The 14,693-nt window shown below is 44.4% G+C and carries 13 protein-coding genes and 3 pseudogenes; 13 read left to right on the forward strand and 3 right to left on the reverse strand.

The features are described from left to right. The first annotated feature begins 2 nt into the window (after window positions 1-2). A complete protein-coding gene (locus ACTNBF_RS07965) occupies window positions 3-290 on the forward strand; it encodes a hypothetical protein (protein ID WP_427806189.1) in 288 nt (95 codons plus the stop codon). Between the two features lie 97 nt (window positions 291-387). On the opposite strand, the gene ACTNBF_RS07970 is transcribed toward ACTNBF_RS07965, so the two are convergent. Further along, window positions 388-1,764, reverse strand: coding sequence for a DUF4832 domain-containing protein (locus ACTNBF_RS07970; RefSeq protein WP_441089025.1), 1,377 nt, complete (start codon window positions 1,762-1,764; stop codon window positions 388-390). Window positions 1,765-1,950: 186 nt separating this feature from the next. Here ACTNBF_RS07970 and ACTNBF_RS07975 point away from each other — a divergent pair, with 186 nt between their 5' ends. The 5 genes and pseudogenes from ACTNBF_RS07975 (at window position 1,951) to ACTNBF_RS07995 (ending at window position 7,257) form a co-directional block, all read left to right on the forward strand. Beyond that, the gene (locus tag ACTNBF_RS07975; RefSeq protein WP_441089026.1) at window positions 1,951-3,423 is read left to right on the forward strand and encodes an ABC transporter ATP-binding protein; all 1,473 of its coding nucleotides are present in this window, start codon (window positions 1,951-1,953) and stop codon (window positions 3,421-3,423) included. 258 nt (window positions 3,424-3,681) lie between these two features. Next, a pseudogene (locus tag ACTNBF_RS07980) lies at window positions 3,682-5,236 on the forward strand (AAA family ATPase). 33 nt (window positions 5,237-5,269) lie between these two features. Continuing rightward, window positions 5,270-5,395 (forward strand): hypothetical protein, encoded by a 126-nt coding sequence (locus ACTNBF_RS07985; RefSeq protein WP_441089027.1) that lies wholly within the window; start codon window positions 5,270-5,272, stop codon window positions 5,393-5,395. 199 nt (window positions 5,396-5,594) lie between these two features. Beyond that, on the forward strand, window positions 5,595-6,182 hold the full coding sequence (locus ACTNBF_RS07990) for a 50S ribosomal protein L25 (protein WP_427806185.1): 588 nt from the start codon (window positions 5,595-5,597) through the stop codon (window positions 6,180-6,182). A 250-nt stretch (window positions 6,183-6,432) separates the two neighbouring features. Then, entirely contained in the window at window positions 6,433-7,257 is an 825-nt protein-coding gene (locus ACTNBF_RS07995) for a deoxyribonuclease IV (RefSeq protein ID WP_441089028.1), read from the forward strand. A 64-nt stretch (window positions 7,258-7,321) separates the two neighbouring features. Here ACTNBF_RS07995 and ACTNBF_RS08000 read toward each other — a convergent pair whose 3' ends face one another. Then, window positions 7,322-8,377 carry a LacI family DNA-binding transcriptional regulator gene (locus ACTNBF_RS08000; RefSeq protein WP_441089029.1) on the reverse strand — a complete coding sequence of 352 codons (1,056 nt, stop codon included), beginning with the start codon at window positions 8,375-8,377 and terminating at the stop codon, window positions 7,322-7,324. Between the two features lie 45 nt (window positions 8,378-8,422). Between ACTNBF_RS08000 and ACTNBF_RS08005 the strand changes: the two genes are divergently transcribed. The 7 genes and pseudogenes from ACTNBF_RS08005 (at window position 8,423) to ACTNBF_RS08035 (ending at window position 13,911) form a co-directional block, all read left to right on the forward strand. Beyond that, entirely contained in the window at window positions 8,423-9,382 is a 960-nt protein-coding gene (locus ACTNBF_RS08005) for an ABC transporter substrate-binding protein (protein WP_441017409.1), read from the forward strand. Window positions 9,383-9,397: 15 nt separating this feature from the next. Next, on the forward strand, window positions 9,398-10,270 hold the full coding sequence (locus ACTNBF_RS08010) for a carbohydrate ABC transporter permease (protein ID WP_427806181.1): 873 nt from the start codon (window positions 9,398-9,400) through the stop codon (window positions 10,268-10,270). Beyond that, window positions 10,270-11,130, forward strand: coding sequence for a carbohydrate ABC transporter permease (locus ACTNBF_RS08015; protein WP_427806180.1), 861 nt, complete (start codon window positions 10,270-10,272; stop codon window positions 11,128-11,130). Before ACTNBF_RS08010 ends, ACTNBF_RS08015 begins: the two co-directional genes overlap by 1 nt. 15 nt (window positions 11,131-11,145) lie before the next feature. Next, window positions 11,146-12,498 carry a glycoside hydrolase family 32 protein gene (locus ACTNBF_RS08020; RefSeq protein WP_427806179.1) on the forward strand — a complete coding sequence of 451 codons (1,353 nt, stop codon included), beginning with the start codon at window positions 11,146-11,148 and terminating at the stop codon, window positions 12,496-12,498. A gap of 221 nt (window positions 12,499-12,719) precedes the next feature. Next, a pseudogene (locus ACTNBF_RS08025) lies at window positions 12,720-12,827 on the forward strand (aspartate 1-decarboxylase); the annotation flags it as partial. Continuing rightward, window positions 12,820-12,918 (forward strand): annotated as a pseudogene (locus tag ACTNBF_RS08030) (pantoate--beta-alanine ligase); the annotation flags it as partial. The pseudogenes ACTNBF_RS08025 and ACTNBF_RS08030, both read left to right, overlap by 8 nt. Before the next feature lie 3 nt (window positions 12,919-12,921). Further along, window positions 12,922-13,911 (forward strand): bile acid:sodium symporter family protein, encoded by a 990-nt coding sequence (locus ACTNBF_RS08035; RefSeq protein WP_441089030.1) that lies wholly within the window; start codon window positions 12,922-12,924, stop codon window positions 13,909-13,911. Between the two features lie 67 nt (window positions 13,912-13,978). Here ACTNBF_RS08035 and ACTNBF_RS08040 read toward each other — a convergent pair whose 3' ends face one another. Further along, on the reverse strand, window positions 13,979-14,548 hold the full coding sequence (locus ACTNBF_RS08040) for a hypothetical protein (protein ID WP_441025219.1): 570 nt from the start codon (window positions 14,546-14,548) through the stop codon (window positions 13,979-13,981). Between the last annotated feature and the right edge of the window lie 145 nt (window positions 14,549-14,693).

The following is a 14,693-nucleotide window of genomic DNA, read 5'->3' on the forward strand; positions in this document are numbered from 1 at the left end:
ATGTGAATAAAATTAACGTTAAGAGAGATGGAAATATTCTTACGATTGGTGATACACCTCAATTAGTAGTTGATTTGGAAAATCAGAAGAATTATATAGCATTTGCAGACAATCAGGTGCCATATCATCAGGAGATTGTGTTTAGCGAAGATATTCTTGCGGGAAAAAGAGAAAATGTATTTCAGACAGCAGTAAATTATTATTATGAACAAGCATGTGAGTTCATTAAAGGAATAAAGATTGCGGAGGAATATAGACCGTTCGTAAATAAGAGTACCAGGGAGTATTAATTATTTTGCTAATCAGTGAATTTCGGTAATCGGCAGATTTTCGCTTGCTTCCACTGAAGGCAGAAGCGGAGGAAGCGAGGGCAGTTGGTGAAATGCCTTACTTCTCCAACTGCCCTAACAGATACCCATCATCTGTAGCTTCATTCTTATTCCCCAGCAGAATCATTTCACCGCTTGTTTCATCTGTTACAGAAAAATAAATTTGATATCTGCCGTGTTTCAGATCTTTCACAGGAAGTTTCACTGTGAAAGATTTTTTTTGCCCGCTGCAGAGCTTTCGAAGATCTGCACCGAATGGAACGCTGATACATTCTCCGGTTTCTGCATTTTTTAGTACAATCGAAGTTAGAAATGGTTTCAGTGTGTTGGCAAATCCGACGTTCTGCAGGGTCAGCGTGAGGGATAAATTCTGTCTTAGTACTCCGGATTGCCTGAGTTTGCAGGATTGGATCAGGTAGCGATATCCGAGATGTTCCTGCACATAGTAGTATCCGTCGCACCCACGAAAAGCATCCTTTTCGGTCCAGAGAGTATTTCTCCATTTATCCAGAACGCGGCTGTCGTAATCGGCATTCAGGTATGAGACATGCATGGCCTGAAGTGCGGACACGGAGGTGTTCAGATTGCTCAGTGTGCTTTGGTAAATGACTTCGCCGCCGTTTGGCACATACCGGCATAAGCGATTCTGGAATTCCAGTTCTTCTGTTCGTGTGCCCTGGTAAGCCGGAGAACCGGCATCGCGTCTTGCGGTCGATCCGTATGTGCCAAGGTCAGATTCGGAACCAAGCATCCCGTCATTGAAAAGACCAAGTCTTCCCATCAGAGAGTCATCTGTTCCAAATGCCGGGAAGTTCGAGGGGACATCATACACATCGTTGATCATTCTCCACTGCGCGGGCGTGCGGACGGAAAGGTAGATGGAAGGTGCGATGACAGCATTTAAGTGGCGGATGAGTGTGCCTACGGAAGCGCCATCCATAAAACGCGAATGATGCATTTCGCCCCAGTTTCCTATGAATATCCCTTGTATGATGTAAATCAGATCCTGATGCTGATTGACCAGTGGACTGATCTGATCCATATGTGTCAGAATCCGATCCAGTGAATCCGGTTCGGTAACCGCTGCGATGCCATCCCAGTCATAAAGAAAACGGAGGATCAGTTTTGGATTGGAAGGGGCTTGTGACCAGGCTTCCAGAATGTCATTGAATTGTGCGAGTCCGGTTTCACTTATTTCGGTTTTACGGTAATTTTTCAGATTGATTTCCAGCAGCGCCAGAGAAGCTGTGTAAGAATCCGTCTGATAAGAAGCATTTGCAGATGTATATTCATCGGACAAGGTATAGCCGATGATGTGGTAAAAGCCCCGGTAAGGATTGGCAAGCGGCTCGCTGCTTTCGGCAAAAGCTTCTGCCATATAAGTGATGCGGTTTGCATAGGAGGTCAACAGATAGGCAATTATGATTCCTAACAAAAGAAAGACCAGTATCCATAATCTGAAAGAAAAAGCATTCATGAATTTCATTGTATGTGCTCCGTTTCCTAAAAGCTTTCTTGCAGCAATTCGAACCGCCGTACGAATAGCTACGTCTTATTTTAAATTTACTCTAACAGACGATAAGAAGGATGTCAAACTCTTGTTCAAACATAAAGATACGCCATGATGATCCGGTGCCTTTCCTTAGGTTTGGGACTGCTGAATACGAAGACGAATGCGCTTCTTTTAAAAGAAATGCGGTCTATGATTCTGAAGAGCCTGTTGGGGAAACAGTATGCGGGATTGAATGGCTACCACAGTGGGGAATTGGTCAATCGCATGTTCTCGGATGTAAATGTTGTCAAAAACGGCATCGTGGAGATCGTGCCGGGGGTGGTCGGCATGGGCGTGAGCTTTCTCGGAGCCGCGGCTATTTTGATCGCCATGGACTGGAGATTTGTGGTGGTGCTGGTTCTGGGAGGAATGCTGGGACTTCTGCTATTGATCCTGTTCAGGAAACCCATGAAGCAAAGGCATAAAGAAGTACAGGAAAAAGAAGGACAGCTGCATGCGATGCTGCAGGAAACTTTGGAGAATCTGCGACTGATCAAGGCGAGTGGCTCTGAAAAGCGGATAGAGTACCAGATGGATGTACGGCAGCAGCATTTTCAGGAAGCACAGATGCGAAAGGGCGCTTTTTCTGTGTATATGAACAACAGTATCAATCTGATTTTCCAGTTTGGGTGGCTGTTTTGTATGCTCTGGGGCGGCTTTGGCATTTACAGGGGAAATCTGACATACGGAATGCTGGCGGCGATCATCCAGCTGGTGGGGCAGATTCAAAAGCCGATCGCAAGTGCCGCAGGAGTAGCCGGTCAGGTCTATGGAACCATCAGTTCCGCGGAGCGATTGAAAGAGATCCTGGAGCTTCCGGAAGAGGAGAATGGTGTTTGTGCAGACGGAAGAGAACTTTACAAAGATTTTTCGGCAATACAGATGCGTAATCTGTGCTTTTCCTATGGAAAAGACAGGCAGCCTGTGCTGGGACAGGTGAATATCCGCATCGGAAAAGGCGATTTTGTTGCTGTGACAGGTATTTCGGGTGGAGGCAAGAGCACACTGTTTCAGCTCCTTTTGGGAATTTATCAGCCAAGTAGTGGGCAGTTGGGCTTCTGCTTTGATAATGGGACAGAGGAGATGCCGTCCCGCAGGATGAGATCGCTCTTTGCTTATGTTCCTCAGGGAAATACACTATTTTCCGGAACACTTCGGGAGAATTTTACCATGTTTACGGATGACGCCACCGATGAAGAGATCCTGCAGGCAGCAAAAGCGGCCTGTATCGAACGGTTGATTGTGAAAAGTGATGCCGGACTGGATACGGTCATTGGAGAACGGGGAATCGGATTGTCGGAAGGTCAGGCTCAGCGTGTAGCCGTGGCGAGGGCTTTGCTTAGCCGGGCACCGATCCTGTTACTGGATGAAAGCACCAGTGCGCTGGACGAAGAGACGGAGGCAAAGCTGCTTGGGAATATTGCGTCGCTGAAGGAGAAGACCTGTTTGATCGTGACGCACAGGAAGGCGGCACTTAAGATTTGCGATTATCGGATCCATATTGAGAATGGCGGAGTAAAGAGAATGGAAATATCGACGTGAGGTTACTGACGTAAAGAACGCCCTGACCACGACTTGCATAATGCTAATGCAAAGGAATACTGGGACGGTAGAAATACTCTGATCTAGCCGAATAGAATCCGTTTGTTTCGTGCAGGCTACACTTGATGATGATGGATAATCCGGCGAAGAAAGGCAGGAAGAAAAGCGGGAATCAAGTGTCCTCTTGAAAACCGCGTCAGCTATTGTTACAATAAGATAACAGTGAATGAAGTGTAGTTTAGGGAAAGGAGCGGACTGATGACGGACAGAGGACTTTTGAAGCTTCCGGTCGGGATAGAAAGCTTTGAAAAAATCCGGACAGAAGGGTTCTACTATGTTGATAAAACGGCGATGATTCGGGACCTGTTGTGCAAATGGGGTGAAGTGAATTTATTTACCAGACCCAGACGATTTGGTAAGTCGCTGGATATGAGCATGCTGAAAGCATTTCTGGAAATCGGATGTGATAAAGCTCTTTTTGAAGGACTTGCCATAGCAGAAGAACAGGAACTTTGCGAGAAATATATGGGGAAATTCCCGGTTGTGTCTATTACGCTTAAAGGGGTGAACGGCGCTGACTATGCATCGGCTCGGTCAGTGGTATGCCCCTGTTGGAAGCGAGGCATTAAGATTTCAATTCCTTACAGAAAGCGAGAGGTTTACCGAAAAAGAGAAAAAACTGTATAATCAGTTGACAACAGTGGATGAGACGAATCAGGAGCTGTTTCTCATGTCTGATTCTGTCCTCATGAGCAGCCTGAGAATACTGTCGGATTTGTTGAATAAGCATTATCAGAGAAAAGTAATCATTTTGATCGATGAGTATGATGTTCCGCTGGCCAAAGCGAATGATCAAGGTTATTATGATCAGATGGTAACGCTGATCCGAAATATGTTCGAACAGGCGCTGAAAACGAATGAAGCATTGTATTTTGCAGTGCTGACAGGTTGCCTTCGGGTGGCGAAGGAAAGTATTTTTACAGGACTGAATAATCCTAAAAATCTTTCCATAACAACAGCCCGGTTTGATGAGTATTTTGGATTTACTGACGATGAAGTAAAAGAAATGTTGAAATACTATGACCTTGAAGAAAAGTATCATGCCATGAAAGAATGGTATGACGGATATCATTTTGGAAATGTTGATGTATACTGTCCCTGGGATGTAATCAGTTACTGTGATGAGCTGACGGATGATCCGAGGATAGAACCCAGGGATTACTGGTCCAATACGAGCAGCAACGACGTTGTCAGGCATTTTATAGAGAAGACAGGAAATGGACTTACTAAAAGTGAAATTGAAGCGCTGGTTGCCGGGAAAACGGTGACGAAGGAGATTTGCGAGCAACTGACGTACAACCAGCTGTATGATTCCATCGAACATATTTGGAGTGTCCTTTTTGCAACGGGATATTTGACACAGCGCGGGAAGCCGGACGGGAACAGAATGCAGCTTGCGATTCCCAATATGGAGATACGGAATATTTTCACCAGTCAGATTATGAATATGTTTCGGAAAGAAGCAGGGCGGGATGGCGAATTATTAAGTGCATTTTGCGATGCACTTCAGACAGGCAACGGCTATGGTGATATTATTGTAAAAATTGAAAGTAAAGAGATTGGGATTGTCATTGAAGTCAAATATGCCGGGAATTCCAGACTTGAAACTGCTTGTCGGGAAGCACTGGCACAGATTGAGAAAGAAAAATATGATACAGAACTGAGAGAAGAGGGATATCATACGATTTATAAATTCGGCATTGCATGTTATAAGAAGAAATGTAAGGTAATGAGTGTAAAAGTACAGAATTAACAGTATAAGCTGTTAATATATACGCTGGTAGGGATGGAATCGGCACAGGACTTCGGGGAAATGATCTATTATGTACTGAAACAGATCCTGACAGATTGTTACTTCATGGTTAGTGGCACTTACGAGAGCACTTCACGAACTGCATTTGATTGTGGATAGAGATTTAAGTAACTGCTTTGATTAGAAATTGTGCAAAAACGCGAGAAAAACATGCAAAATAAATCGATATTTATGCATCTTTTCCGATGGATGCGTGTTATAATACACGTGTAACAAGGAAATACTTAACTGACCTGTATTTGTAAGAGAGTATGAAGAAAGGCCGCTAAGCAATCAGTTCTGTAGGAGGAAAAGATAAATGAATACTTTGAAAGCTGAAAAAAGAGACATGGAAACGAAAGCAAAAAAGCTTAGACGGGAAGGATTTGTTACCGGAAACATTTTTGGAAAAGAAATTGAAGGATCTATACCAGTCAAAATGGAGAAAGCAGAGGTAGATAAGCTCCTTAAGACGAAAAACAAAGGAAGCCAGATCGTCCTGGATGTGGATGGACAGAAGATGCATGTACTGATCAAAGAAGTAGATTACAACACCTTGAAGAAACAGGTGGATGAAGTGGATTTTCAGGCATTGGTAAGTGGAGAGAAAGTTCATTCGGTTGCAGAAGTTGTTCTGTTGAACCACGAGATGGTCATGGAAGGTGTACTGGAACCGGTATTGACTGAAATCGCATATAAGGCAGTTCCGGAAGCACTTGTCGAGAAGGTCGAGATTGACGTGGCAAATATGAAACCGGGTGAGTCTGTGAAAGTGAAAGATCTGCCGATTGCATCGAATAAAGATATTGATCTGATGACGGATCTGGAGATGACAGTGGTCACCGTTCTGGAAGCACACAATGCGGCAGTTGATGATACAGAAGAGGAAACAGTGGAAGAAGCTTAGGCGGAGTTTAAAAGAGAGTTTTAACTGAACTGTGAGAATGCCTTTATTCAAGTATGAGTATGTTTGCTTGGATAAGGGCATTTTTGTATAATGTAAAACATCGATTTTAATAATTGGATGAAACCGTTATAGGCAGTAGACAGAACATTTGGTATAATATTAATATAGCGTCTCGAAAATAACTGGACTGTAAGATAGAAATACTGAATGAATGAAATACAAAACCATATGCAGGAAAGAGAGAAAAAAGATGATTATAGGAACGCATATGTCCATTGCCGGAGGACTGGAGAAGACGGCAAAAAATGTAGTGAAAATGGAAGCAAAGACCATGCAGATTTTCAGCCGGAATCCGAGGGGATCGAATTTTAAAGTGCCGTCGGAGAAAGAAGTATCAGAATTTCAACGAATCCGAAGAGAGAATAACTTTGGACCTGTTCTTGCACATGCTCCGTATACGATGAATCTTGCCAGCCCAAAGCCGGAGGTTTATGAATTCGCATGCACCGTGATCCGCGAGGATGTTGCCAGAATGGATGCACTTGGAATCGAGAATATGGTATTCCATCCGGGAAGCCATACCGGGATCGGAGTGGAGGCCGGTATTCAAAATATTATCGCAGGGCTGAATCAGGCGATTACCGGGAAAGAGAAGATTACAGTGCTTCTGGAGACGATGACCGGAAAGGGGACAGAAATAGGCGATCGATTTGAACATCTGAAAGCAATCAGAGATGGGGTGGATCATCCGGAACGGATCGGAATCTGTCTGGATACCTGCCATGTATTTGCGGCAGGATATGATATCGTGAAGAATCTGGACGGTGTGCTGGAAGAATTCGATAAAGTTCTGGGGCTGGATCTGCTGCGGGCGATTCATCTTAATGACAGTATGACGCCGTTTGAATCGCATAAGGATCGGCATGCAACGATCGGGAACGGTGAGATTGGACTGGAACCTTTGTTGAATGTACTGAGACATCCGGCACTGAAAGATTTGCCTTTCTATCTGGAAACACCGCTGGATGATGCAGGACATAGAGATGAGATAAAAATGTTGAAAGAGATGATATAGAGGGGGACTGCGAACTCATCCCCTCTAGTCACTCTATAACTTGCTCTTTCTCCGATTGCACAGATCAAAAAGCCTCAGCGTAGCCGGACTCTTTTTCCGTAGTTTCGCGACGCAAAAGAATCGGTGCAATAATCTTATGAACCGGTTTTTCCTGCAGGTGTGGACGGCGTTTTTTACGTTCAGTCATCTGATCGACTAAAAGGCTGACAGCCTCACCTGCGATGGTGTTGATCTGCTGGCCGATGGTACTGATTGGCATGACAGCTTCTCTTGAAATCGGAGAATTGTCAAAACCGATGATCAGATAGTCATCCGGCAAGAATCCGTATTTCCGGAACAGAATATTCAGAAGTACATTTGCATGGGTATCATTTGAAATAAAGATACCTTTTTTCATGCCCTGGTACTCTTGCTCAAGTTCTTCGACAATCGAAAACAGTACATCGTAAGTACTTTCGAAGCTGTGTCCCATTTCCCGGACATATGTCTTGTAATTCAACTGTCTCTCTTCGCATAGATCCAGAAATCCCTGTAGTCGCCCGTAGGACGGAACGGACTTTGCAGTTGGGGAATTGATGTGGATCAGTATGTCACATTTGTGCCAGGCAAGCAGGCTGGTGGCCTGATAGCCACCCATGTAGTTGTCGGTGTTTACACTTGAGACAAACTCATCCTCTCTCTCGATGGTTACAACAGGAATCTGAAGGGAAGCGAGTTCCCGTGAGGGAATAGTATGGCTCATGATAATCAGACCTTCGATCTTGTATGCCATCAGTTCCTGAATATAGCAGCGTTCTGTCTCTTCGTGTTCGTTCCCGATAAACACAAGGAATTTGTAACCGAATTTTTCGTATGAAGCGAGTATCTGATTCAACATTTCAGAATAATAGTGGTGGTATAGATCCGGTACGATCACGCCGATGAATTCTGTCTTGCCGTTCGCGAGAATTCGGGCTACTTTATTCTCTTTATAATTCAGTTTCTCCAGCGCATCGGCGATAATCTGCTGATTTTCCAGAGTGAGCGAATCCGGATTATTGAAATAACGGGAAATCGTTGTTTTGGAAAAATGGGTATATTCCGCAATGTCACTGAAGGTTACGTTTTTCTTGGTTCCCATAACCTCCTCCTTTTCTCCTCTCTTGAGGGTACTGAGATCACGCTTTTGAATACGAAAGCGGAGATTCAGGTAGCACTGGAGAAGATGGGAGCGGCTTTTGAAGAGAAATCCGGAGTTCATGTGGAGGTTATGCCGGTAACGGACGGAGATTCACCCTATACGAAGATGGTCAGCCTTTATAACTCAGGAAATCCGCCTACACTGGCGATCCTGGATACCACAGATGTGATTGCGCTTGCTGAGGAGAAAGCGGCGGATCTGACAGAAGAACCGTGGACTGCGGAAGCGGAAGAGTATTTGACAAGGATTAACGGAAAAGTATACAGCTTCCCACTTTGTATTGAAGGAAGAGGTCTGATCTACAATAAGAAAGTGATTGAAGGTGCATTGGGAGAAGAATTCGATCCGAAATCCGTTACCACTCTGGATGAGTTTGTTGGATTGCTCGACAGACTGGTGGATGCGGGAATCGAAAAGCCTGTTTCCCTTGCAAAGGAAGACTGGTCACTGGGGGCACACCATCTCCAGTACATATATGAGACCTATGACGGCACTTCTGAGGGTGCGGCGAAGATAATTGAAGAATTGAAAAACGGAGATTTGAAAGTTGAATCTTACGATCGCGTTTATGAATTACTGGATATGTTCGATGTCCTGAAGAAATATAACGTGGCAAAGGGTGATCCGCTGGGAGCAGACTACGATGAGATGGCAATTGACCTGGCAGACGGAAAAACGGCTTTCTGGTTCAACGGAAACTGGGCTTGGCCGAATCTTGAGGAAGCCGGAGCGGAAACTGAGGATGAATATGGTTTCCTCCCGTATTTTATGAACAATGATCCGGACGATTTCGTGAACTGCAGGATTCAGGCTTCTCCGTCCAAACAGGTGATGAATGATCACTGGTCTATTCTGGGATCTGCAATGCAGAAATATCTCGCGGGCCGCAGTGACAGGGAAGAACTGATTGAGTCAATTCAAGATTACTGGGATGAACAGGAATAAGAAAGGGATGGAGTTATGGAATCAAATAATAAAGGAAAAGATTTCTGTATGTTTGCGTTACCGGGGCTGTTTTGCTTCGTGGCAGTTGTGATTGTTCCGTTTGTATATGGTGTTTACCTTACGCTGACAGACTGGAATGGTGTATCAAAGGTTAAAAATTTTGTGGGGCTTAAGAATTTCGCAGGAGTGATGAGAGACGGTCAGTTCTGGACATCCCTGCTTCTGACCTTCAAATATGTGATTGTGGTGGTATTGCTGGTAAATGTACTCGCCTTTGGAATCGCGTATCTTTTGACCAGAGGAATGAAAGGTCAGAATTTCTTCCGGGCCGGATTCTTTACGCCAAACCTGATCGGAGGTATCGTACTTGGTTATATCTGGCAGTTTGTATTTTCCAGAGTATTCGTAAGTATTGGGGAGACGACCGGATGGAAATTGTTCGAGGTGTCATGGCTGTCAGATCCGGACAAGGCGTTTGCGGCGTTGGTGCTGGTGTCTGTTTGGCAGCTTTCTGGATATATGATCCTGATCTATGTGGCAGGATTTATGGGACTCAGTGAGGACGTGATGGAAGCGGCACAGATTGATGGAGCTTCCGGATTTGTGAAATTAAAAAGTATTATCATGCCACTTATGATGTCATCGGTTACGATTTGCCTGTTCCTGACATTATCACGTGCATTTATGGTTTACGATGTGAACCTGTCATTGACAGCAGGCGCGCCTTACGGAACAACAGAGATGGCGGCAATGCACGTGTATGAGAAGGCATTTACATCCAGACAGTTTGGTGTAGGTCAGGCGGAAGCGTTGATATTATTTGTGATTGTGGCTTGTATCAGTGGAATTCAGGTATACCTGACGAAGAAGCAGGAGGTAGAAGCATAATGAAGCAGACAAAAGTTGGAGGAAATAAGAAAAAAGCAGCAGATATGCTTGCGATGCTGGGACTTATCATTATTTTTGCAGCGTACATGTTCCCGTTTTTGATGGTAGTGATCAACTCTCTGAAACAGAAGAGAGACATTATCAAGAGCCCGTTTTCATGGTTGTTTACAATCAAAGGCCTGTCATTTGACAATTTTGTAAAAGCATTTACACAGATGGATTTCTTGAACGCATTCAAGAATTCGCTGATCGTGACGGTTTCGGCAACTCTGCTTGTGACGCTGTTTGCGGCAATGCTTGCGTATTATATCGTTCGAAATAACAATGTGATCTCAAAAATTACATTTGCCCTGATGGTGGCTTCCATGATCATTCCGTTCCAGGCACTTATGATTCCGTTGGTTAGTATTTACGGAGGCACACTGAATATTCTGAATCACCGGGCAACCTTGATCTTCCTGCATACAGGATTTTCAATGGCGATGTCAGTATTCATGTTCCACGGATTTATCAAAGGAAATATTCCGATTGCACTGGAAGAAGCGGCTTACATTGACGGATGTACACATTCACAGACCTTCTTTAAGGTCGTACTCCCGCTTCTTAAGCCGATTATTTCCACGATGGTCATCCTGAATTCTATGGCTTTCTGGAATGACTTCCTGCTGCCGTCGCTGGTTCTGACAGATAAGAAGCTGTTGACGCTGCCGCTTTCAACGTACAGTTTTTACGGAACCTATTCTGCGGATTATGGTACAATTATGGCAGGACTGCTGCTTTGTGTGATCCCGATTCTGGTCCTTTATATTATCCTTCAGAAACAGATTATCGGCGGAGTGGTAGCAGGTGCAGTAAAATAAAAGGATGGCTTGAATATGATGAGAAATGTATTGCATTTAAAAGCTCCGGGAAACTGGATCAACGATCCGAACGGATTTATATATTACAAAGGAAAATACCATTTGTTCTATCAGCATTTCCCGTATGCTCCTGTGTGGGGAACCATGCACTGGGGGCATGCGGTGAGTGAAGACCTCGTCCATTGGGAACATCAGGGCATTGCGTTGTTCCCGACGAAAGAATACGATCAGAATGGTGTGTTCTCCGGCAGTGCGCTGGAAGTGGATGGAAAGCTGTATTTGTACTATTCTGCTGTAAAATATCTGGAAGCGGAAAGTGAAAATATCCATATGGCAAAGAACGGAAAATTTGAGACCAGCCAGGCGCTGGTGATTTCTGAGGATGCAGTGCATTTTGATAACTGGAAAGAAAAAATGCAGATCATACCTGTAAACCATGATGATGCACAGGCACACGCCGTACATACGAGAGATCCGAAGGTATGGAAAGAAGGAGACACGTATTATATGGCGCTCGGAAGTACCTTCAGGGAAGAGACTGGTAGGCTTGTGATCTATACCAGTAAGGACGGGATACACTGGGATTTTGCGAATCAGATGCTGGATGGCAGATTCGGAAAGATCCTGGAATGCCCGGATATTTTCAGAGTGGGAGATGACTGGGTGTTTGAAGGTTCGGCGATGTATATCGGAGATCCGGAAGAAGGGTATGAAAGTCACGCAATCTGTGCCCCGGCTGTATTTGAGCCGGGGAAATGTGAACTGTCCATTTCGGGAGAGTGCAAGTATATGGATTATGGAATGGATCTCTATGCACCGCAGACCAATCTGGATAAAGATGGCCGGAGAGTGATGATAGGATGGATGCGTATGCCACAGGCAGTGAAAGAAAAAAACGGTATGGAGTGGAATGGGATGATGTGTCAGCCAAGAGTCATAGATGTGGAAAACGGACATATCTTTTTCCGGGTTCATCCGGAAGTAAGAGCATATTTTAATCAAGAAACACCGATTCCGGAGAAATTGGATTATTCTCGTCCTTTCTGTCTGAAAATGAATCTGGAGGAGGGAGAAATCCTGAATATCGGAGGGTACCGTATCTGGATGGAAAATGGTGCGGTACATACAGACAGAAGCATTGTTTTTGCAGGAATGAAAAGCTGTTCGCTGATTGGCAAAAGTCCGGATGTATCCGGAAGGTGTGAACTTGAGATTTTCGTTGATAAAAATCTGATTGAAATCTTTATAAATGACGGAGAATTTGTGATCAGCCATGTTGTATATGGATTGGGAGAATGTATGGAACTGTCCTGCAGTTCCGGGAAAAAAATTCTGTTTTTGCGGCATGGCGGGGATGAAGAGATGTAAGTTGTTTTTCACACAGTAGCCGGTATTTACTGCGGGCTACGTGCCGGGAGCGTACATGAGCCACGATGTAAAAGGGGCAGCAAAAAATATACGGATTCGTTGTTGCAAGATGAAATGTCAGGGTGCTATAATACCTGCGGAGATAGTATTCCAAGGAAGCTATACTCTGTCTGATTCACTGTGATTTTCATGCCGAAATGATTTGGGAAAGGAAGTTGAAGATGACAGTAGAAATGCTTAAAGGGAAGATACATCGTGCGACTGTTAAGCAGGCTGAACTGGATTATGTGGGAAGTATCACAGTAGATGAAGATCTGTTGGATGCAGCCAGTGGAGCGTGTAGAGAAGGATGTCCTGGCGGCGATGGCTGTCTACATCGGTAAAACGAGACTGATCGATAATTTCAGTTACGAGGTGTAGGCGATGGAAAAAATAATGAAAAAAATCGGGAGAATCAGTTCATTTCTTACGAGATACATCGGAGTGATCATTATTATTTTTTCTATAATAGCCTTCTGTTGGCGTGACGGATTTGCATGGACGACAAATTATACATCCATGTTCCTCGGGATTGCCATGTTCGGAATGGGACTTACAATAAAAATGGGAGATTTTCAGGTCGTATTTTCCAGACCGAAAGAAATACTCATCGGATGTCTGGCACAGTATACGGTCATGCCGTTCCTGGCGTGGATCCTTGCAGTTGTGTTGAAATTACCGGAAGATCTGGCGCTGGGAGTGATTCTGGTGGGATGCTGTCCGGGCGGGACTGCGAGTAATGTGATTACATATATTACAGGAGGGGATGTGGCATTGTCGGTTGGAATGACGATTGTATCGACACTTGTTGCACCGCTTGCAACACCATCTTTAGTGTACGTGCTTGCCGGCGCATGGGTAGAGGTCTCCTTCATTGCAATGGTCCTTTCGGTTGTGAAGGTGATTCTGGTTCCGGTTCTTCTCGGAATCCTGATCAGAAGTATTCTGGGAAAACAGATTCAGAAGATATCTGAGCTTCTGCCCCTGATATCGGTGGTATCGATTGTGATGATCATTTCCGGAATTGTTGCGGTGAACGCAGATAAGATTATCAGCTGCGGCATGCTGGTTCTGGGAGTTGTAATCCTGCATAATCTGTGCGGAATGGGAATCGGATTGGCAACAGCTAAGCTCCTGAAGGTACCGTATGATAAAGTGACTGCGATTGCCATCGAAGTGGGGATGCAGAACAGCGGACTTGCGATTTCACTTGCGACAGCCAATTTTGCGGCGAACCCGCTTGCAACCTTGCCGGGAGCGATCTTCAGTGTATGGCATAATATATCCGGTTCTGTTTTTGCGGGAATACGCCGAAGAGGAGAAAGACAGGAAACCAATACGAATGTACAGGAAGAGAAAATGAAATGTGCATAGACGAATAAATAGAAAATACCAGGAAACGTTTGAAACATCCTGGTATTTTTTATGAACATTCCGATTATCAGTCAATAGAAGTGTCTGGTCCCGGTTCCGTAACCGTTCCCGAGAGCATGCGGACCGGGCTGGATTTGTCGATATCCTCGGCGATTTTCTGGGCTTTCAGAAGAATATCCGTTATTTCGGTTTCTTCTTCGGCCTCTTCCGGTACAAAGCAGCGTGCACTTTCGTCCGGAAACAGATGATTTTTAAGCTTAAATGCCATGAGAAAGGCTTCAAGTTCCTGCTGAAGAGCATCCTTGTAGAATTCAAAGTAGAATTTGATTTCCGTTTTTTCAAAATTCGTGCAAATGCATCCGCACTGATTGCCATGGGTGCGGCTCTGACGCCGGAAATATTCCGGATCCCCTGTTACCATATAGAAAATCTGAACCAGAAGGTTCTCTTCAATATCACTTTCATATGTAAACCAGTGCTTACTCAGCGTGTCCTTCTGCAGTGACTCTTCATCAATGTCGTATTTTTTTAATAATTTCTGATAAAGCTTGATTGCGGATTCCCGTTCTCCGCCTTCTCCGCGCTCGGCAAGAGCTTTGATTTTTAAGAGTTTGGCTTCTAATTTGTTCTCATCCACTGAAATAGTTCCCCTTATTATTTTGTCGCTGCTGCCATTATACCACAAGATGGTAACAATGTGGTTTGTGATTTGCTAAAATATTAAGTTTTATATAAAATCATCACTGGAATACACCCATTTATTGTTCTTAAATTATAGGAAC

It is taken from the genome of Bariatricus sp. HCP28S3_A4 (assembly GCF_052066395.1).
GTDB lineage: Bacteria > Bacillota > Clostridia > Lachnospirales > Lachnospiraceae > Allocoprococcus.

Excerpts from the sequence above, each read along its gene's own strand:
- ACTNBF_RS07990 (WP_427806185.1), top strand. The coding sequence starts at position 5,595 with ATGAATACTTTGAAAGCTGAAAAAAGAGACATGGAAACGAAAGCAAAA.
- ACTNBF_RS08000 (WP_441089029.1), bottom strand. The coding sequence starts at position 8,377 with ATGGGAACCAAGAAAAACGTAACCTTCAGTGACATTGCGGAATATACC.
- ACTNBF_RS07995 (WP_441089028.1), top strand. The coding sequence starts at position 6,433 with ATGATTATAGGAACGCATATGTCCATTGCCGGAGGACTGGAGAAGACG.
- ACTNBF_RS08020 (WP_427806179.1), top strand. The coding sequence starts at position 11,146 with ATGATGAGAAATGTATTGCATTTAAAAGCTCCGGGAAACTGGATCAAC.
- ACTNBF_RS07975 (WP_441089026.1), top strand. The coding sequence starts at position 1,951 with ATGATGATCCGGTGCCTTTCCTTAGGTTTGGGACTGCTGAATACGAAG.
- ACTNBF_RS08010 (WP_427806181.1), top strand. The coding sequence starts at position 9,398 with ATGGAATCAAATAATAAAGGAAAAGATTTCTGTATGTTTGCGTTACCG.
- ACTNBF_RS08035 (WP_441089030.1), top strand. The coding sequence starts at position 12,922 with ATGGAAAAAATAATGAAAAAAATCGGGAGAATCAGTTCATTTCTTACG.
- ACTNBF_RS07985 (WP_441089027.1), top strand. The coding sequence starts at position 5,270 with ATGGAATCGGCACAGGACTTCGGGGAAATGATCTATTATGTACTGAAA.
- ACTNBF_RS08015 (WP_427806180.1), top strand. The coding sequence starts at position 10,270 with ATGAAGCAGACAAAAGTTGGAGGAAATAAGAAAAAAGCAGCAGATATG.